Consider the following 19,519-nt stretch of genomic DNA (forward strand, 5'->3'; position numbering starts at 1 on the left):
TCGAGCCAAGCCGGGCTATTATCAGCATCAGAAGAGATGGATCATTGACGCAGACAATGCAGCGGAGACGGCGTTCCTGGGTGGAATTAATCTCAATCCCCTTGAATGCCGCTTTCTGGTGCAGCGAGACAGCTCGTGCACTTCTAGATGAACTGCTCTATGAGCATCTCGGCATGGCTGTAGCTGAGCTGGATGATCTTGCTGCGCTGCAGCTCTTCGGGAGGATTGCCCGAAGCAATCGCCAATTATTCGAAATCGGCGACAGCAGTTGGCAAGGCCTCGCTTATAGCTTAATTCCAACGTTATAACTTGCTCTCAAGCCCGCGGGAATCGCGGGCTTTTTGTATGGCCATCGTAGTAGGCATCTATACCCGAGCAATTGCACCCCTGCCAAGTACCCAATCCATTCATGCACCTCGGACATATTCTAAACAGACTCTAATTCTTCAGGAGGTGCAATACATTGAACGGTTTTAACGGTGGTCACGTTGGTGGTGCGTTTACTAGCTCCGGTTCGATTCTGGTGCTTTTCATTCTGCTTGTCATTGTCATCTGCGGTTGCTTTAGATAACTTGAGCAATGAGCATAGATCAATAGTTCGATCCAAGAAGGCAGTTGTCCAATCGGACAGCTGCTTTCTTTCGTTTTCGATCTCCATGGGCACTCGCACCACCAAGCGGCATATAGTAAAGGGGCGCCAGTTAGGCGCTTACATGACGAAGTGCATCTTGCTAAAAGAGGTGACATCATGAAAAACGCAAGTATCGCGTATTTCTCGGCAGAGTTTGGACTCGATGAATCATTACCGATTTACTCGGGCGGCCTTGGCATATTGGCGGGCGACCATATCAAGGCAGCAGCAGATAAGAATATTCCGCTCACGGGCGTAGGTATATTTTATGGCAAAGGATATTTCCAGCAGCGAATCGACGAGGGGGGCTGGCAGCAGCATCTATACCCCGAGGTCAATCTAGACGCAAGTGTTTATCCGGTTCAGCTCGTAAGGGACGATAATAATCAACCGCTCGTTATCGAGGTACCGTTAAAAGGCAGAAAAGTGTATGCAAACGCATGGGCTGTCCAAGTGGGCTCAGTCACCGTGTATTTGCTTCATACAGATGTTGAATCCAATAGCGAAGCAGACCGCCGCTTGACGGATACGTTATACCCGGGCAATCAAGATGTGCGCATCAGCCAGGAGATTCTACTCGGCATCGGCGGTACACGCCTTCTTGCGGCTCTCGGCATCCAGCCGGAAGTTTGGCATATGAACGAGGGGCACTGCGCGTTTCTGACGCTCGAGCGAATTCGGGTGTTGTCTGCACAAGGTGTGTCTTTCGAGACAGCACTTGAAACGGTCAAAGCAAGCACTGTCTTCACGACGCACACTCCGGTGCCTGCTGGTCATGACGTGTTCTCCATTGAGATGATGGACCGTTACTTCGGCGAATACTACTGGCAGCTCGGGGCAGACAGAGAGAAGATACTGTCGCTTGGTCGCATGGACGGTGCATTCAATATGACACGGCTTGCTGTCAGCGCCTCTTCGAAGGTGAACGGGGTGAGCAAGCTGCATGGCGAGGTGACAAGGGAGCTGTTCCACCACTGGATGCCGCATATTCCGACGCAAGACATTCCGGTAGATTCCGTTACGAATGGCATTCATATTGAAACATGGCTGGCTGCTGGAATGAAGGAGCTGTTCGACCGGCATCTCCCTTCGGACTGGACCTCTCGCACAACGGATCCGAAGATCTGGTCTGCTGTTCGAGATATTCCAAGCATAGAGCTGTGGCAGGCGCATCTGAAGGCAAAATCAGACATGTTCGAGGAGCTTGGACTACCACTTAGCTTGGCTAGCAGAGGTCCGCTCGTCATTGGTTTTGCCAGACGGTTCGCGACTTATAAACGGGCGCTCCTTATCTTCAGTGATCCGCAGCGGCTTGCGCGTATTTTAGGCGATCCTGCGCGTCCGGTATGCCTTATTTTCGCTGGAAAAGCACATCCCGCAGACGCACCCGGACAGAATATGATTCGCCAAATTGTAGAATTGTCTCGAGAAGACAGGTTTAAGGGCCGCGTTCATATTGTGGAGAACTATGCGATGGATAAGGCGAAGAAGCTTGTCCAAGGCGTCGATGTCTGGCTCAACACGCCAACAAAGCCAATGGAAGCTAGCGGTACCAGTGGGCAAAAGGCTGCGGTTAACGGCGTACTCAACTGCAGCGTGCTGGACGGATGGTGGGCAGAAGGCTATAACGGGCGGAATGGATGGGCTATCGATGGTGAGATAGACCGCGACTACGATAGTCAGGTGAAGCAGGATAGCGAAGCGCTTTATCGGCTGCTTGAGGAAGAGATCATACCGCTCTACTACAATCAGGATGAACAGTCGCTCCCCATAGAATGGGTCAGCTTGATGAAGGAATCGATTTGCACACTTGCGCCGGCTTTCAATACGCACAGAATGATCAACGATTACTGGCACAAGGTGTATGTTCCTGCCATGGCAAGAGGGAAGAGGTTCGCATCGGATCACTTCGAGGTCGCGTCAAGAGTCGCAGCATACAAGCAATTCATTCGCAATAACTGGACATTCGTCCGCGTCGGCAAAGTAGATATTGTGACAGACAACCATAGCGGCAGAATTGGGCTGCACAAGACGACCTTTCGAACTGAAATTAGGCTCGGTCCGATATGGCATAAAGACGTCCGCGTGGAGGCGGTCGGCTCGGATGGCCGCGAAGGCATATGGAAAGTGAAGCTGGAGCCGGTACAGCAATCGGCAAAAGGGACATTCGTCTACGAAGGCGCCACTTTCGACACTTCGATCAACTTCTGGAAGGCGAACGTGAACGTGCGGGTCACGCCGATCAGCCCGGACTTCGAGAACGACTTCGAATTGGAGCTGGCTGCGTGGGGTTTCCAGTGAAAAGCGTCTTCTAGCAATAAAGGAGATATCCCGCCAAGATAGACGAGGAAATCTCCTTTTGTTTGTTTAGCCTGCCATATTGTTGACCGCATCCGCAGGTGCATATACGGAGATATGGTCAACCTTACCTGTATGCTTCGAGATAATGAAGCGCAGCTCGAAGGTTTTGTTGGCTTCATATGCGTAGATCGTGTCGCTGCCATTCTTGGTGACATTCTTCGCCTTGCCAAGTGCTGCTTCGATTTGTTGAAGCGTCAACGACTGCAATTCAGGTGCATCGGAACGGACATCAAAGATCTGGCTCCCTTTATTGAAGCCGATCACCGCGTGCTTCTTCGCATAAGTAGCATACATGCCTTTGCCTGCGAAATCCGTCTTGTCGGATTTGCCCCAATCTTTCTCAACATCCTCGATAAGCCCTGTATCTGCCTTAAACGGAATCCCTTTGATTTTCCCATCCTTCGCGAGCGTTAGAATCGCCTTGAGGTCCTTAGTCGATTGGCTTTGCTCATTGGATGGCGAAGTTGCATTGTCAGGCGCCGAATTCGAGTTCGTGTTTGTATTCGCCGAATCTGCAGGGGAAGTGGCATTATTGGAATTGGCTGAACCCGTATTGTTAGTCGTAGTATCGCCCGAACATGCAGTAAGCAGCATTGTGCTTGTCAGCAGCACGGCGGCCACGAGTATTTTCACAGATTGGTTCTTCTTCATTCGGTCCATCTCCATCTCCATCGTATATAAGTTTCGATGCTACATCCTCTAAACGAGAATAAGGGCGACAAGGTTACAGGCAATAGTATCGTCCAGAAGATACCAGACTATTACATGGAGAAAGTGAATGAGGGATAAGCATCTATTTCGAAAAAAATGAACAAAAAGTGAACACCCGGTGACAAATTTGTGATATAGTAAACGTATACAATACGTCATCGGGAGTGTTTCATAATGAACAAGAACACGAAAGCAGCAGGTGCTGACATTCAAGTTCCGTCGCAAGCACAGAAAATAAACTACTGGACATCGCTGATGCCTCGCATCGGTTTCGGCTTGATGCTGCTTGGCATCATCCTTAGCGCTTGCTTTGCTCACGACTTCAAAGATACGAATCTAGGCCTTATGATTGGCTTCGGCTTCATTATCGGAGGCATTCAAGTGCTGCTTCTCGGCTCGTTGTTCCATGCTTTGCAGCCGAGCTTCGCTAAGGAACGGCAGAAGCTTCACGCCGAACAGCAGGCAGAACGCGTTTAATCTTTGACAGTCATACACAATCTTAATCAGCTCTTTCACTTCCCCAGGAAGTGGAAGGGCTTTTTTGTATTTCCTGAATTTGAGTATGAAAGCCCTTTAATGTCCTAATCTTGAACGACTGTTGAACACAAAGTGTCTGAAAAGAAACAGAAGATTGACGGTTTTGTTAACGACGGTAACAATTGCACAAGACTCTGATATGCTAGCGACAAAGGGCCATGAAAGCACGCCTCGAGCGTGCAAGGAGATGAGTAGCATATGAAGAAAAGATCCAAACTCCGCGGCTTGCTGCTGCTGATTACCGGACTACTAAGCGTCATCCTTTTGTCCGGATGTGAAGGCAAATTTGTTGTGTTTGATCCGCAAGGTCCTGTCGCTGAAACGCAGTATCGGCTGATCATTCTGTCCGCAATCCTTTGCGCGATCGTCGTGATCCCTGTGCTCGCGATAACAGCGTTTATCGTCATCCGATATCGCGACAAGCCAGGAAATACGGCTCCATACAAGCCGCATTGGGACGACAGCAAAGTGCTTGAAATGCTTTGGTGGGGCATCCCGATTGTCATTATCGGCATCCTCGGCGCCTACACGGCTCGCGATACTTACGGTCTTGCGAAGAAGCCGCCAGTAACGGATGTCAAACCGATCAAGATCCAAGTTACATCACTTGACTGGAAGTGGTTGTTCCAGTATCCAGACCAGAACATCGCGACGGTCAACTACGTGCATATTCCGGCAGGCGTACAAGTCGACTTCGAATTGACAAGCGATGCACCAATGAACTCGTTCTGGATTCCGCAGCTCGGCGGACAGGAATACACAATGCCAGGTATGGCGATGTCATTATGGCTGCAGGCTGACCGTCCAGGCACGTATTACGGAACAGGCGCTAACTTTACGGGTAAAGATTTTGCACATATGAGATTTAACGTTGTCTCGGAGTCGCAAGCAGACTTCAACAAATGGGTTGAGAACGTCAAGGGCTCGAACAACGAGCTGACGAAAGCCGGCTATGAGGCGCTAGCTAAGCCAGGTCAATCCGAAGAGCAATCATTCTCCTCGTATCCATCAGATCTGTTTGATTCCGTCGTGATGAAGAACGGTGGTCACCATATGGATATGAACAAAGATGAAGACACAACAGATCCTGCCGAATCAGACGACAAGGCGAAGTCCGATTCCAATGAAGCTCACGATATGGACGATATGAGCGGCATGGATATGAATAATTCGAATTCAAGTGAAATGAATCACAATCATCAGTAGGATGAGGGAGGAGCACAAGCTATGTATGCAAGTATCAAATCATTCGCTTCCTCTTTTTTTGTGACAGGCGATCCTCTAATTTATGGTGCAGACGTCTCTATCGGACTAACTACCGTCGCGATTCTCTTCGTACTCTTCTACTTTAAGAAGTGGGGCTGGCTTTGGCGGGAATGGTTAACGACCGTCGATCACAAAAAAATCGGAATGATGTATCTTATCGCATCGCTGCTTATGCTGTTCCGCGGCGGGGTTGATGCGCTGCTTATGCGGGCTCAGCTCGCGATGCCGAACGTGCATTTTCTACAAGCGGAGCATTACAACGAAGTATTTACTACACATGGCACAATTATGATTCTGTTCATGGCGATGCCAATGATGTTCGGCTTGTTTAACATGGTTGTCCCGCTGCAGATCGGAGCGCGCGATGTCGCGTACCCGTACTTGAACGCCGTCAGCTTCTGGCTCTTCTTCTTCGGCGCGATGCTGTTCAACATCAGCTTCGTTATCGGCGGTTCGCCGGACGCGGGCTGGCTGAGCTATCCTCCGCTATCGGAGATGTCGCATAGTCCGGGAGTCGGGCAGAACTTTTACATCTGGGGCATTCAAATCTCGGGCATTGGTTCACTTGCAACGGGGATCAACTTTATCGTTACGATTCTAAAAATGCGTGCGCCAGGCATGAAGCTGATGAAGATGCCGATGTTCTCCTGGTCGGTGCTCTCCAGCAGCATCATCATTATCTTTGCTTTCCCGATTCTAACGGTTACGCTGGCATTATTATTCATCGACCGCTTCCTCGGCGGCCATCTGTTCACAATGGATGGTGGAGGCAATCCGATGATGTACGTCAACTTAATTTGGATGTGGGGACATCCGGAAGTCTACATCGTCGTATTGCCGGCGTTCGGAATCTTCTCCGAAATCGTAGCAACGTTCTCGCGTAAACGGATTTTCGGTTATAAATCGATGGTGTTCGCACTTATGAGTATTAGCATTCTGTCGTTCTTCACATGGGTGCATCACTTCTTCACGATGGGCGCTGGAGCGGACGTCAACGTCTTCTTCGCAATAGCGACCATGGCAATTGGTATTCCAACCGGGGCCAAGGTGTTCAACTGGCTGTTCACGATGTTCCGAGGCCGGATTAGGCTCGAGCAGCCGATGCTGTGGACGCTTGCGTTCATACCTTGCTTTGTGGTCGGTGGGGCAACAGGCGTCATGCTCGCGGTAGCGCCTGCGGATTACCAATATCACAACAGTTACTTCTTAATCGCGCACTTCCATCAGGTGCTGATTGGCGGCGTCGTGTTCGGATATCTCGCGGGCATCTATTACTGGTGGCCGAAGCTGTTCGGCTTCAAGCTTAATGAGCGGCTTGGTAAATGGGCGTTCTGGCTATGGAATATCGGCTTCTATGTCTGCTTCATGCCTCAATATGCACTTGGATTCATGGGCATGACACGCCGAGTATACACATACGGCTGGGATTTGGGCTGGGGACCGCTCAACCTCGTGTCGACGATCGGTGCATTCTTGATGGGCATTGGCTTTGTGTTTCAAGTATGGCAAATCCTATATAGCGTCAAATATGGCGAGCGCGATACCACAGGCGATCCGTGGAATGGTCGCACGCTGGAGTGGTCGATTCCGTCGCCTCCGCCGATGTACAACTTCGCAGTTGTTCCTTATGCAGATGAGCAAGACTCGTTCTGGGAAGAGAAGGAGCGCCGTAATTTTGAATCGGCTCCGCCAGTTCCAGTCGCACAGCTGGAAGCGATCCATATGCCGAAAAACTCCGGTGTTCCGTTTATCTTCTCCGCTTGCTGGTTCGTTGCGGGCTTCGGATTCGTGTTCGACTGGCTGTGGATGGCGATTTTAGGAATGGTAGGCGTTGGCGTAACGCTGCTGGTTCGTTCGTTCCAATATGATACCGATTATTATGTTCCGGTCGAAGAAGTTATCGAGACCGAAGTAGCAGCAGGGAGGGCGATTTAACATGCAGCATGCCATTCATAACGGTCATTCGCACGGCGCGGATTCGCACTCGCATGACCATGGTCATCACGACCAAGAGTCGATGAAGGTGCTTGGCTTCTGGATCTTCCTCGTCACCGACTGCTTGCTGTTCGGTACTTTGTTTGCCACTTATGTCGTCCTCAAGGCGCATACAGACGGAGGCCCGACAGGGAAAGAGCTGTTTGAAATTCCGGGCTTCGTAGCGGAAACGTTCATCCTGCTTACGAGCAGCTTTACGAGCGGACTCGCAGTACTCGCTATGAATCGGAAGAAGGTCAATCAGCTCATCGGCTGGCTGATCGTAACTGTCTTGCTCGGCGCAGCGTTCGTTGGGCTCGAAATCAACGAGTTCGTGAACATGGTACACGAAGGCGCGACGATCTCGACGAGTGCATTCTTAACAGCCTTCTTCGTCTTAGTTGGTACGCACGGATTACACGTATCGGTCGGACTCATCTGGATGATCGCGCTCATGGTTCAATTGAAGATGCGCGGAGTCACGCCTGTCACAAGACGTAAAATAACGGTTATCAGCTTGTATTGGCACTTTCTCGACGTGGTCTGGATCTTCCTCTTCACGATCGTATATTTGATGGGGGTGATGTAACATGAGTCAGCATCATGCAGGCACAGCTGGACATGGCCATCATGACGAACAGGAGGATCATGGTTCTCTGAAGGCTTATATCACTGGCTTCATTATCTCCATCGTATTAACGGTGATCCCGCTGCTGGTCGTGTTCGAAACGAGCATGAATAAGACCGGTGTCATCGTCACCATTATTACGATGGCGGTCATCCAACTGATCGTGCAGTTGTTCTTCTTCATGCATATCCGAGAAGGAGAAGGCCCTAAGTACAACGTCATGGCGCTTATTCTCGGGCTGTTCATTGTACTCGTTATCGTAGCCGGTTCCGTATGGATTATGTCCTTTAACTCGGTCGTTCAATAAGCGAAGGAAAAACAGAATGAAGCACGGCTATGCTCCTCCGAAGCGAGTAGGCAAGTCGTGCTTTTTTGTTTGAGAATAACTTCCATTTTACGAGCATCATCTATGATTTTTGCTAAAATTGGTGATATGATTTGTGTAATGCGTACCGAGGGAGGCTAACAACATGTCAGATCATGATGAATTAAATGAACGACGCAAAAATAAATTAAAGCTCATTCAGTTCAGCAAGGATGATCAATCTTTAATCGAGTCGGATAAGCCGAAGGAAACCTTCGAGGATGTAGGCGGACTTGATGATGTGAAGAAGAAGATTCGGATGAACTTCATTCTCCCGCTTAAGCAGCCTGAAGTATTCAAAGCCTATGGTAAAGAAGCAGGAGGCAGCTTGCTGCTGTACGGTCCACCGGGATGCGGGAAGACGTTTCTCGCACGTGCAGTAGCAGGGGAGATTGATGCGAATTTTATTCATATCGAGCTGCAGGCCATACTGTCGATGTACGTTGGGCAAAGTGAACATAATTTGCACGATGTATTCCAGAAAGCACGCGAGAACAAGCCTTGCGTCATCTTTATTGACGAACTCGATGCGATGGGCGGCAGTCGGCATCAGATGAGGCAGCATCATGAGCGTATGCTCGTCAATCAATTGTTGACTGAGCTCGACGGACTGCAATCAGGCAATGACCAGGTGTTCGTCATTGGCGCAACGAATACTCCGTGGTATCTGGATTCCGCATTGCGTAGGCCGGGAAGATTCAATCATCTTGTGTTCGTTCCGCCTCCGGAGGAGGAAGAACGGAATACGATACTGGGGCTGAAGCTTGCAGGCAAGCCGACCGGTTCGCTCAATTTGTCGAAGCTGGCAGCAGAAACGAAGCTGTTCTCCGGCGCCGATCTAGAGCAGGTAGTGAAGGATGCTGTCGATTCCGCGATGGAGCGGACGTTCGAGACCGGAGAAATCCAACCGATCGAACAGGACGATCTACGCAAATCGCTCAAGTCACGGAAGGCTACGACCATTGATTGGTTCTCGACGGCAAGAAACTATGCCACTTTCAGCGATATGAATGGCGACTATCAGATCGTGCTTGATTATATAAAGAAGCATGGAATTAAATAGCCGGGCAGGCAGGAGGATGGATATCTAAGTGGACGAGCTAATAACTCCAGCATCTGCTTCATCCTATAGCGCCGTCTATCAGCTCATTGCATGGAGGCGTTATAAGGAAGCTTTGGCAGAAACGGAAGCGCTGCTGCGGGATGACCCTCATGATCCATATCCGTATGCCTTGTATGGACAGATCCATCTGTTGCTGAGCGATTACGAGAAAGCTCAGCATTGGGCGACTGAAGCGTTAAAGCGGGATCCTGAGCATGAATTAGGGTGGTATGTACGTGTATCGGTATATTATGAGACCGAGAATGAGAAGGACTTCTATAAAGCACTTCCGGAAGTGCAGCGGATTGACCCCTATGAAGCCCACTATTATTTCTTAGACGCGAATCTACTGAATAAGAAGGGGAAATTCAAAGAGTCGAAGGAGCGAATGAAGGCTGCGCTTGAGCTGGATTCCGAGAATCCTCAATATCTTGCGATGCTCAGCTATATTGAAGCGCTGCTAGGTGATGATGACGAATCAAGAAGGTTGGATCGTGAGGCCATTCGCTATGGGACGGAAGAGCCAATGGTACTCTTGTATCTCGCTTGGGCAGCTGCTCGCCGTTGTGACTATAAGCTGCAAGAGACCTACATGCGAAGTGCGGTCCAATTCAATCCAGATAACAAACAGTATCAGGTCGAATACTTGGAAGCACTTCGCCATCGTTATGTATTTTATCGAATCTGCTTGTGGCCCAATAAGCTATTGCGCCGACTGAAGCCATGGCAGCTTTTTGTGGCATGGGCAGTCAGTTGGATGTTGTTCAAGCCTCTCGTAGTCGTCTTTATTGTCCTTCATGTTCTGGCACACTGGTCGACTAGAGCCATTATTCATATCAGAATATTCGGCTGGCGTAGACGGCGCAAATAACTTGCAACCATTTAGGAAGACTTGCCGGAAGGCGAGTCTTTTTTTATTTTCACAGCGATCCAATGGATGACAAACAGTAGCGGGATATAGGCGAAGATGAAATAAAATCCGAGATCATTGATGAACGATTCCAAAGCTTTGATCTGCGTTCTCTCATTAATGGTCAAAATCGCAATGTAGAGGGCCATCAGTACGATAGGTAACGAAATTCGCGGTTTAAGAGAAGTAACTCGCTTCATAATTCGTGTACAGCATCAGATGGGGATACAAACCGTGGGAATGATAATTAACAGCCACATAAAAATAAACAGATACTCGAACCTGGCAAGAAACGATAGCTCAATGATCTTCGTCATCGCAAGCGTTGGCCATAGCGTATGTTTCAGAAGTCCTTGATTGAAATACATAAGCGTTATGATCATGATTGCCGCATACTTAATTGTTGAGAACAGGATGGCAAGGTGAGCCCACTTGACGTTCTTCTCGGAAGCTTTCAAGAAAGGAAAGTAAATAAGCATTGCTTCGATTCCGAAGAAAATGAAGCCAATAGATCTGGAGCCTTGAATTAAATCAAGCAACGAATGATTGAGTACAGGCAGCAATCGATGGAGTTCGCCCTGGCGGACGGGGAAATTGAACCAGATAAGCATCGGGAACATAGCCGCGTAGAAGAAGCTAACCCCCGCGACAACTCTGAACCCGCCGGAAACGACATAATAGATCAAACAAATGATGAGTCCTGTCATAGCCCATAATCGAGCGGATGGAAAGACCCACACTTGAATAATTTCGATATAAGCGCGGAGGAAGAACAGCGTCATCAAGAAGTAATAACCGACTAATAGCAGAGAAACGGTATTGCCAATGAATTTGCCGAACAGCGTTTGGTGGATTTCGATCGCATCTTTCGATGGATTTCTAAGCATTCGATATATCATCCAGACGATTAGATGCATGCTCAATCCCAGCATAATGATGGATATCCAAGCATCTTGACCGGCGCCGACAAGCACAAGACTTTGAAAATTAAATATGGTCGCTGCAGGTGTGCCGCCCAAGATATACCCTTATATGCAATGTAAAAAGCCTTAGTAAGGTATCAACCGTACTAAGGCTATTCATGCTGTTTTCCGCACTACTGAGTATTAACTGCTGCTGCCGTTAGCAAAAAACGAAGCGTTTCTTGGCGAGCCTGAGTTGTTAGCGGAATGAGGCATTAGCCCGCAGGAAATTCTTGAATCGATTGAAGTTGAACTTGTTTTGATTATTAAACTAAACCACTTAAGGAGCGTGTCTACAAATGGAAATCAGAATGGATTATATGAAAGTGCGCCCGGAATCCTTGCAAGCCTTGTTGAAATTAGAAGGGTATGTAAATAAAAGCGGTCTAGACAAAACGTTATTGGAGCTAGTGAAAACTCGCGCATCGCAAATCAATGGTTGTGCCTTCTGTCTGGACATGCATACGAAAGATGCTCGTGCGATGGGGGAGACAGAGCAACGACTGTATTTGCTCAATGCTTGGCGTGAAGCGCCGTTCTATACGGATGCAGAGCGCGCAGCTCTGGCGTTGACAGAAGCGGTAACCAAGATTTCGGAGGGCGGCGTGTCCGCTGAATTGTATGAGCAAGTGCGCAAACATTTCGATGAAGGACAATTTGTCGATCTGCTAATGGCGATCAATGCGATCAACGCATGGAATCGTATGGCGATCTCGACAACCATGGTTCCGGGAGCTTATCAGCCAGCAGCTCATAAATAACGGATCATAAATGGAGGCACTATGGGCTACAAAATACTTCTATTTGATCTTGATGACACGCTGCTGGATTTCGGAGCGAATGAGACGGATTCACTGACTCAATTATTTCAGCAATATGGTCATACATTCTCGGATGAGTTGTTTCAATTATATAACTCCGTGAACAAACAGCTGTGGACCGAATATGAGAATGGAACGATAACGCTCGACGTCGTTCTGAACTCGAGATTTTCAGAGACGATGTTGAAGATGGGATCTGTCGTGGATGGTCCTGAATGGGAGAGTCGATATCGAGAATTGTTAGGAGATGGAGAACAGCTTCATATCGAAGGCGCTTTGGAAGTGTGTCAGCGCTTATCTGCAACCCATCGACTGTTCATCATTACGAATGGGATCACCCGCACGCAGATAAAGAGACTGAAGACGGCGGGGCTATATGACTACTTCGAAGATATCTTTGACTCGCAAAGTATTGGCTATTCGAAGCCTTCTCCTAAGTTCTTCGATCACGTCATCAACCAGATCTCGAATTTCAACAGAGAAGAAGCGCTTATTATTGGGGATTCGCTTCAAACAGATATCAAAGGCGGCTTGCTGTCAGGTATAAATACTTGTTGGATCAACCGAAATTCGAAGCAGAATCCAACAGATATTCAAAGCACTTATACGATCTCGAACTTAACGGAGCTATTCGCAATCTGCAAATAAATTACCGTATTTGGTGGCACTGGCCTTATTTGTAAAGTCTGTCTAAGCTGCTAGAGAAAATGTACAAGCAGAAATTTGCCAAATTCTCGCATATTTGATCCGTTCCATGTGCCTTCGATTGTCACCCAGATTCCTTCAGTCATACCATATGACAAAGGAAGGTGATAATCATCATGCGCGTAATTATTACATTGGCATGCACAGAATGCGGTGGACGCAACTATATGACGACCAAGAACAAGAGAAACAACCCACAGCGTCTGGAGCTTAAAAAATATTGCCCGACCCATAAAAAGATGACGCTCCACAGAGAGACAAGATAGCTGGGATGATCGTTGACAACATGAAATTAACTGTATATAATTGGAAATAACTTTAATAAATAAGGCAACGATGAGAACGAGTAACGGGAAGACGACTTGACCAGAGAGCTCCGGACCGGTGAAACGGAGTAAAGAAGTCACCCGCGAATATGGTCTCTGAGCCGCGCACCGAACCCTCAATTAGCAATAGGCTGCGCCGGGAACCTGCACCCGTTATCGTGCTAGAGTATAACCGTTTGCGGCGGCGTACTCGAAGAGGTATATGCCGTGAGGCATCTACGAAACTGGGTGGTACCACGTGAGTGATAACAGACTCTCGTCCCTTTTGGGATGGGGGTCTTTTTTGTGCGCAAAATAGTCCGCTAAAAGGGAATTAAGGAGGGGATACGATGAGAAAAATTTTTATTGGAGGGGCATGGCCTTATGCGAATGGCTCACTTCATCTAGGGAGATTAGCAAGTGTTCTGCCTGGGGATGTGTTGGCGCGGTACCACCGAGCACGTGGAGATCATGTATTATACGTTTCGGGAAGCGATTGTCATGGTACACCAGTTGCTGTGCAAGCCGCGCAAGAGGGAGTGAGCCCGAAGGAAATTGCTGATAAATATCATAATGAGTTTTTGGATTGTTTCTCAAGGTTAGATTTCTCTTACGATCTATACGCTCGAACCGATGAGGAACATCATCACAGGACGGTTGAGCATCTATTCCTTCAGCTTCTGGATAACGGCTATCTTGACCGCAGAACCGTACTACAAACTTATTGCGAGAATGATGCGCGTTTCCTTCCAGATCGTTATGTTGAAGGAACCTGCCCAGTCTGTGGAGAAAAGGCAAGAGGTGATCAGTGCGACTACTGCTCTACTTTGTTGGATCCATCGGAGCTACTAGACAGAACATGCAAGCTTTGCGGACATTCGCCGGTCGACAAGCAGACCGAGCATTATTATCTGTTGCTATCCAAGCTTCAAGAGGAGCTTCATGCTTATAAGAAAGAGGCCGTAGGCTGGAGAGACAATGCGGTTCAGATGACAGAAAGGTATTTGAAGGAAGGGCTTCAAGATAGGGCAGTAACCCGGGATTTGGACTGGGGAGTCGATGTTCCCGTCAGTGGATTCGAAGGCAAGAAGATCTATGTCTGGATAGAAGCAGTGAGTGGGTATCTATCAGCAAGTATCCGATGGGCGGAAACTAATGATACAGACTGGAAGCCATTCTGGGAGCGGGACGATAACACGACCATTGCCTATTACGTACACGGTAAGGATAACATACCCTTCCACACGTTAATTTGGCCTTCCATTCTATCAGGAGCCGTTGATTTGCATCGTCCAGATCGTATCTTCTCCAGCGAATATATGACTCTGGAAGGTAAGAAGTTTTCCACGAGTCGGAATTGGGCAGTTTGGGTTCCGGATATACTTGAGCGCTATTCCAACGATTCGATTCGCTACTTCTTGATTGCCAATGGTCCTGAGAAACGAGACAGCGACTTTTCGTGGAGAGAGTTCATTCACAGTCATAACGGAGAGCTTCTTGGAACTTTCGGGAATTTTGTGAATCGGACCCTTGCTTTTGTTATGAAGTCCTTCGATTCCCGGATACCTGCTGGAAACCTTGATTCGGACTGGTCGTTGACACTCGAAAACCTTTATCACCAAGTAGGTGAGCTGATTGAGGCGGGGCGCTTTAAAGAAGCGTTGGAAATGATATTTAGTGCAATTCGGAGAGCAAACAAATATTTCGACGAGGAGAAGCCTTGGCTCACCTATCACGACAATCAAGCAGCTTGTTCCCAAACCCTGTTCGTCTGCACGCAAATTATCGCCAATCTTAGTTATTTGCTGAATCCGTTTATACCAGCATCATGCAGACAAATACGAGCTTTTCTAGCTATCGGAGATCCGGGCTGGAAGCTTACTTCCGTTCCGACAGGCTTGCAAATATATGGCGTGAATCACTTATTTGATCGCATTCCAGTTGAGCGGATTAAGGAAGAGGAAGCTCGTTTACGTAAGTAATAACCTCGGGGGGGTGGTCCAAATGAACAGTAATGAGCAATGGCAGCAGCCGCAGCAAGAGATTGTCATTAATTTATCGATCGAGCCGGACGAAGTCCCCAAACTAAGAGAGACCGTTGGTTGGGAGGGGAGACATTCTGATTATCCGATTTTGTTTGAGCGCTGCAATTTCTGGGCGGGAGTCCGGGATGAGCGTAATGAACTGATTGCCTTCGGTTATGTTGCAGGAATGGGCTTGCAGCATGGCTATATGGAGGACATTATCATACATCCGGAACATCAGAGGAAGGGGATTGGCGAAGCACTTGTAAAGCGATTGCTTCAAGAAGCAGAGCTTGCCGGTCTTGAGATTGTAACGTTGACGTTCGACACGAAGCACGCATCGTTCTATACAAACTGCGGGTTCGTTCCTTGTGGCGGCGGGGTATGGAGAAAAAAATAGGAGGTTAGTCCATGTTGAAGCTATTTCAATATAACTGGCAAGTTCGAAATGATTGGTTTAGCTGGTGCGAGTCAGTGGCCGAAGAAGAGCTAATGAGAAAGCGCACCGGTGGACTAGGTTGCATTTTGCCCACACTCTATCATATTGTTGCAGTCGAATATGGCTGGCTAAGTGGCGGAATCCAAAACAAGCAGATCACAATCCCGTCATTTGAGGAAATAGCCACGTTGCAGCAAGTAAAGGATTTCTCCGCACGCTGCCATCAGGAGCTTATGCCATTTGTCCAATCGTGGAATGACAGTCTGGAAGATCGCATTATGATTGATATTACTGACGATGGAGAACAGGAAGCCCATACTTACGGAGAGGTGATGCGACACGTGATCGCTCACGAAATTCATCACATCGGTCAATTGTCGGTGTGGGCACGGGAGGCCGGAAAGAAGCCGGTGACAGCGAATTTTATTGGAAGAGGATTAATTACGATAGACGGAGCAGTGAAGTAATAATGCTGATACCATGCGAAACTGCGCCCACGAAGCGCAGTTTCGCTTTTTTAGTATGAGAACAAGTTCGTTTTATTTGCAGGTATGATGCCAGACGATGCGAAAGCAAGTATGTTTCTGCTACCATGAACAGTTAGGACATATGTCCTTTTCGAAATCAACCGTCCATTGTTAAATAAAGAGAGCAGTTGGATTGGGGAGGAAGAAGAGGAATGAAAGGAATTGGTTATGCGATACTTGGCGGCGTATTTCTAACGATGCAAAGTACCGCCAATGCCGTAATCGGCACTCGGCTCGGAACATGGCAAGCGGCGACTTTAACGCAAGGAACAGGGTTTGTTGCTGCTTTGATGGTCATATGGATGATGAAGGATCAATCTTGGAGGAAGCTCTCTCAGGTAAAGTTCCATTATCGGATGGGCGGCATGCTGGCAGCGATTATCATATTCAGCAGCATTACTGCTTTTCATCACAATGGCGCAGCTTTAACGGTATCTTCATTAATGATCGCTCAAGTATTGGCCACGCTTGGCATGGAGAAGGCCGGATGGTTCGGGACGCGCACGCTGCAGCTTCGTTTGCCGCACTGGATTGGAATTGGACTCATGATTACGGGAATCTTATGTCTATCCTATTAGGCTGCGATCGCATGAAGGAGAGAGGACGCTAAGATGAAGGAATTCGATAACGCAGATCGGATAAAACAATATCTCGACCAATATGAACTGGGTAATGTCTTCCCGAATGCACTTCGACAGCATCTCGTGCTGTTCAAGTTTGGCCCAGAGGAAGCTCTATGCAGGCAAGGCGAGACGCAGGAATGGATATTCGTACTCGTGAGCGGGAAAGTGAAGGTTTATACGACGTCATCGGATGGGAATACGCTGCTGGTCAATTTCAACTCGCCGCTCGGGGTCATTGGCGAGATCGAGTGTCTAAGCGGGCTGGACACGTTGAATACGGTAACGGCCGTTACGGCCGTTGAGGCGATTGGTATTCATCAACGTTCGCTGCATCTGTACCGGGAAGAAGTGTCGTTCCTGCAGTTTCTGCTGCATCTGGTCTCGCACAAGTTTCACAGCAAGTCGATCTCACTCAGCTTCAATCTGTTATATCCGGTTGAGGTGCGATTGGCCAGCTACTTGTTATCCGTGACAGCTCCGGAAGAAGCGAAGGTGAGCACTACGAATTTGAAAGATATAGCGAGTTTAATCGGCACAAGCTATCGGCATTTGAATCGAGTCATTCTGAAGTTTTGCAAGTCGAAGCTTCTTGAACGAAGCCGGGGAGCACTTATTGTTCTTGACCGTGCGGGGCTTGAAGCAGTCGCCGGCCAAAATATATACGAACGTGGAGAACGGAGGAAGCAGCATTGCTAATCGGTATTGTATTGGCACTCATGGCAGGTATGCTCGTAAGCGTACAGACTTTGTTTAATAATAAAGTGAATCATGCGGTTCACACTCGCACGACAACCGCGCTCGTGCTGGGGATGGGGTTCATCGCTTCGCTGGGGATGGGATTGTTAGTAGAAGGCGCTGATTTCACAAAATGGCCATCGATGCCTGTCTGGTTCTGGTTCAGCGGTTTATTAGGAATTGGCGTAGTGACCTGTGTCGTTAATGGAGTTCGACTTCTCGGTCCAAGCGCTTCGACTACGATAGTCATGGCGTCTCAGCTGATTTGCGCGCTATGGTGGGATTCAGCAGGCTGGTTCGGACTCGAACAGGTTCCGTTCAGCTGGCAGAAGGCTCTCGGGATAATGGCGCTGATCGCAGGGTTACTTTTATTTAAAAGGCCGCATAAGGTGAAAGTTCCAATGGATAGCTCGAGCAGCCATAAACAACCTGACATCTCCAGTGCTTTATCATGAAAAATCCGCTTCCCTAGCGGATTTTTTTCGTTTCTAAAAAAACGATACATCGCCGAAAGTAATTATCACTATTCAGCTTCGGCTTTTCTCGTTTAAGATGGGGCTAACTACAGAGCTAACTCAAACTTGAAAGCGCTTAACCAAGCTGGATATTTGACTAGAGGAGGAGGGCACAATTCGTTTCGCAATCTCCCATACGTCAAGGAGGTATTGAGACATTGAAATTGAGAAGAAGAATTTCTGGTTTCGTCGTCCTAACTATGCTAGTCGCATTATTCTCGGTATTTGGCGCTTCAACGGCTAGCGCTTACAGTGTTCCGAACTTGAGAGGAGGCATCAGGGGAAAGGGATGGGGAAGGAGCTTCTGAACCTCGCCAAACAGCAATCTGATGGAACTTTGTTCTTATACACCTTTGACGTTAATAAGAAAGCAGAGCGATTTTATGAGCGAAACGGATTTCGAATTGTTGGCAGAGGATTTGTTAATGAAGAGCAGCTAGATGATATCAAGTACGAGTGGAACAAGCCGCGCCATTAGAAAAATTTTACGATTCGACCTATTTCGACAGACTTTGCACTTATAAAGTATAATATTGGACATGAACAAGGAAGCGCTTTCCTAATAGACTTTACTATGATGAGGTTGTGGAAGGAGTGTACGCTGCAAACATGTTTACTTTGGAAGGAAAAACAGCGCTAATTACGGGGGGCACGCAAGGGTTAGGTCTTGAATTCGCCCGTGCGCTAGCCTCTGCCGGAGCACAGGTTGTCGTTACCAGCCGGGATCTCGGTAAAGCTGAGCAAGCAGCAGCGTTGTTGACCGAAGAAACGGGCATTAGAGCGGCGGGAGTGGCGCTTGATGTGCTGGATTACACACAGATCGAACGAGCAGCCTTGGAAGTCATCGAGAAGTTCGGGCGTATTGATATCTTAATTAACAATGCTGGAGTGAACGTGCGCAAGCCGATCCTCGATTACGATGAGGCGAGCTGGGATCTCGTGCAAGGGACAAATTTGAAAGCGCCTTTTTTGTGCGCGAAAGCAGTTGTTCCGCATATGATCAAGCAGAAATTCGGCCGTATTATTAACATCGCATCCATGCTGGGAACGGTTGGTCTTGCAGAAAGATCCGCATACTGCTCCAGCAAAGGCGGTCTTATTCAACTGACGAAAGTAATGGCGCTGGAATGGGCGGAGCATAACATAACCGCGAATGCAGTCTGCCCGGGTCCTTTTGCCACGGAACTTAACCAAGTCGTTATGAACAATCCTGAGGCCAATCAATTCTTTATGAATCATCTGGCGATCAAACGCTGGGGCAAGCCGGAGGAGCTAGCGAGTTTATTAGTATACCTCGCTTCCGACGTATCGAGCTTTATGACTGGGTCATCCATCGTCATAGACGGCGGATGGACGGCAGAATAAGGAGGAGATCGTAG

22 protein-coding genes, 1 pseudogene and 1 other annotated feature are annotated in these 19,519 nt (G+C 48.2%); of the genes and pseudogenes, 20 read left to right on the top strand and 3 right to left on the bottom strand.

Features of this window, described 5'->3' with window-relative positions; all coding sequences use genetic code 11:
• Positions 1 to 80 precede the first annotated feature (80 nt).
• Complete coding sequence (locus AC0LWF_RS12835; RefSeq protein ID WP_474651924.1) at positions 81 to 308, top strand: hypothetical protein; 228 nt, start codon at positions 81 to 83, stop codon at positions 306 to 308.
• 119 nt (positions 309 to 427) lie between these two features.
• On the opposite strand, the gene AC0LWF_RS12840 is transcribed toward AC0LWF_RS12835, so the two are convergent.
• Positions 428 to 658 (bottom strand): hypothetical protein, encoded by a 231-nt coding sequence (locus tag AC0LWF_RS12840; RefSeq protein WP_474651925.1) that lies wholly within the window; start codon positions 656 to 658, stop codon positions 428 to 430.
• A gap of 90 nt (positions 659 to 748) precedes the next feature.
• Here AC0LWF_RS12840 and glgP point away from each other — a divergent pair, with 90 nt between their 5' ends.
• Positions 749 to 2,932 carry an alpha-glucan family phosphorylase gene (glgP, locus tag AC0LWF_RS12845; protein ID WP_474651926.1) on the top strand — a complete coding sequence of 728 codons (2,184 nt, stop codon included), beginning with the start codon at positions 749 to 751 and terminating at the stop codon, positions 2,930 to 2,932.
• 66 nt (positions 2,933 to 2,998) lie between these two features.
• Here the strand turns inward: glgP and AC0LWF_RS12850 are convergent, their stop codons facing one another.
• Positions 2,999 to 3,643 carry a YjgB family protein gene (locus AC0LWF_RS12850; RefSeq protein ID WP_474651927.1) on the bottom strand — a complete coding sequence of 215 codons (645 nt, stop codon included), beginning with the start codon at positions 3,641 to 3,643 and terminating at the stop codon, positions 2,999 to 3,001.
• A gap of 234 nt (positions 3,644 to 3,877) precedes the next feature.
• On the opposite strand from AC0LWF_RS12850, the gene AC0LWF_RS12855 reads away from it, so the two are divergent.
• From AC0LWF_RS12855 to AC0LWF_RS12885, 7 genes are all read left to right on the top strand, one after another.
• Complete coding sequence (locus AC0LWF_RS12855; RefSeq protein WP_474651928.1) at positions 3,878 to 4,180, top strand: hypothetical protein; 303 nt, start codon at positions 3,878 to 3,880, stop codon at positions 4,178 to 4,180.
• Between the two features lie 258 nt (positions 4,181 to 4,438).
• The gene (locus AC0LWF_RS12860) at positions 4,439 to 5,446 is read left to right on the top strand and encodes a ubiquinol oxidase subunit II (protein WP_474651929.1); all 1,008 of its coding nucleotides are present in this window, start codon (positions 4,439 to 4,441) and stop codon (positions 5,444 to 5,446) included.
• A gap of 21 nt (positions 5,447 to 5,467) precedes the next feature.
• Positions 5,468 to 7,441, top strand: coding sequence for a cbb3-type cytochrome c oxidase subunit I (locus tag AC0LWF_RS12865; protein WP_474651930.1), 1,974 nt, complete (start codon positions 5,468 to 5,470; stop codon positions 7,439 to 7,441).
• Position 7,442: 1 nt separating this feature from the next.
• The gene (gene cyoC, locus AC0LWF_RS12870) at positions 7,443 to 8,069 is read left to right on the top strand and encodes a cytochrome o ubiquinol oxidase subunit III (RefSeq protein ID WP_474651931.1); all 627 of its coding nucleotides are present in this window, start codon (positions 7,443 to 7,445) and stop codon (positions 8,067 to 8,069) included.
• Between the two features lies 1 nt (position 8,070).
• The gene (gene cyoD / locus AC0LWF_RS12875) at positions 8,071 to 8,415 is read left to right on the top strand and encodes a cytochrome o ubiquinol oxidase subunit IV (protein ID WP_474651932.1); all 345 of its coding nucleotides are present in this window, start codon (positions 8,071 to 8,073) and stop codon (positions 8,413 to 8,415) included.
• Between the two features lie 163 nt (positions 8,416 to 8,578).
• Positions 8,579 to 9,535 carry an ATP-binding protein gene (locus AC0LWF_RS12880; protein WP_474651933.1) on the top strand — a complete coding sequence of 319 codons (957 nt, stop codon included), beginning with the start codon at positions 8,579 to 8,581 and terminating at the stop codon, positions 9,533 to 9,535.
• 28 nt (positions 9,536 to 9,563) lie between these two features.
• Entirely contained in the window at positions 9,564 to 10,445 is an 882-nt protein-coding gene (locus tag AC0LWF_RS12885; protein ID WP_474651934.1) for a tetratricopeptide repeat protein, read from the top strand.
• 254 nt (positions 10,446 to 10,699) lie between these two features.
• Here AC0LWF_RS12885 and AC0LWF_RS12890 read toward each other — a convergent pair whose 3' ends face one another.
• Complete coding sequence (locus AC0LWF_RS12890; RefSeq protein WP_474651935.1) at positions 10,700 to 11,503, bottom strand: GerAB/ArcD/ProY family transporter; 804 nt, start codon at positions 11,501 to 11,503, stop codon at positions 10,700 to 10,702.
• A 242-nt stretch (positions 11,504 to 11,745) separates the two neighbouring features.
• Between AC0LWF_RS12890 and AC0LWF_RS12895 the strand changes: the two genes are divergently transcribed.
• The 11 genes and pseudogenes from AC0LWF_RS12895 to AC0LWF_RS12945 all read left to right on the top strand — a co-directional run bounded on the left by AC0LWF_RS12895 (position 11,746) and on the right by AC0LWF_RS12945 (position 19,505).
• Positions 11,746 to 12,207, top strand: a complete 462-nt coding sequence (locus AC0LWF_RS12895) for a carboxymuconolactone decarboxylase family protein (protein ID WP_474651936.1) — start codon at positions 11,746 to 11,748, stop codon at positions 12,205 to 12,207.
• A gap of 21 nt (positions 12,208 to 12,228) precedes the next feature.
• A complete protein-coding gene (locus AC0LWF_RS12900) occupies positions 12,229 to 12,915 on the top strand; it encodes a YjjG family noncanonical pyrimidine nucleotidase (protein ID WP_474651937.1) in 687 nt (228 codons plus the stop codon).
• A 173-nt stretch (positions 12,916 to 13,088) separates the two neighbouring features.
• Entirely contained in the window at positions 13,089 to 13,238 is a 150-nt protein-coding gene (rpmG, locus tag AC0LWF_RS12905; protein WP_474651938.1) for a 50S ribosomal protein L33, read from the top strand.
• A gap of 58 nt (positions 13,239 to 13,296) precedes the next feature.
• Positions 13,297 to 13,565 (top strand) — a binding site (T-box leader).
• A gap of 62 nt (positions 13,566 to 13,627) precedes the next feature.
• Positions 13,628 to 15,259, top strand: coding sequence for a methionine--tRNA ligase (gene metG, locus AC0LWF_RS12910; RefSeq protein WP_474651939.1), 1,632 nt, complete (start codon positions 13,628 to 13,630; stop codon positions 15,257 to 15,259).
• Between the two features lie 22 nt (positions 15,260 to 15,281).
• Positions 15,282 to 15,701, top strand: coding sequence for a GNAT family N-acetyltransferase (locus tag AC0LWF_RS12915; protein WP_474651940.1), 420 nt, complete (start codon positions 15,282 to 15,284; stop codon positions 15,699 to 15,701).
• A gap of 11 nt (positions 15,702 to 15,712) precedes the next feature.
• Positions 15,713 to 16,207, top strand: coding sequence for a DinB family protein (locus AC0LWF_RS12920; RefSeq protein WP_474651941.1), 495 nt, complete (start codon positions 15,713 to 15,715; stop codon positions 16,205 to 16,207).
• Positions 16,208 to 16,419: 212 nt separating this feature from the next.
• Positions 16,420 to 16,845, top strand: coding sequence for a DMT family transporter (locus AC0LWF_RS12925; protein WP_474651942.1), 426 nt, complete (start codon positions 16,420 to 16,422; stop codon positions 16,843 to 16,845).
• A gap of 33 nt (positions 16,846 to 16,878) precedes the next feature.
• The gene (locus AC0LWF_RS12930) at positions 16,879 to 17,586 is read left to right on the top strand and encodes a Crp/Fnr family transcriptional regulator (RefSeq protein WP_474651943.1); all 708 of its coding nucleotides are present in this window, start codon (positions 16,879 to 16,881) and stop codon (positions 17,584 to 17,586) included.
• On the top strand, positions 17,580 to 18,080 hold the full coding sequence (locus AC0LWF_RS12935; protein WP_474651944.1) for a DMT family transporter: 501 nt from the start codon (positions 17,580 to 17,582) through the stop codon (positions 18,078 to 18,080). Before AC0LWF_RS12930 ends, AC0LWF_RS12935 begins: the two co-directional genes overlap by 7 nt.
• 340 nt (positions 18,081 to 18,420) lie before the next feature.
• Positions 18,421 to 18,618: pseudogene (locus tag AC0LWF_RS12940) on the top strand (GNAT family N-acetyltransferase); the annotation flags it as partial.
• A 131-nt stretch (positions 18,619 to 18,749) separates the two neighbouring features.
• A complete protein-coding gene (locus AC0LWF_RS12945) occupies positions 18,750 to 19,505 on the top strand; it encodes an SDR family NAD(P)-dependent oxidoreductase (RefSeq protein ID WP_474651945.1) in 756 nt (251 codons plus the stop codon).
• Positions 19,506 to 19,519: the final 14 nt, after the last annotated feature.

It is taken from the genome of Paenibacillus sp. sgz302114 (assembly GCF_056120345.1).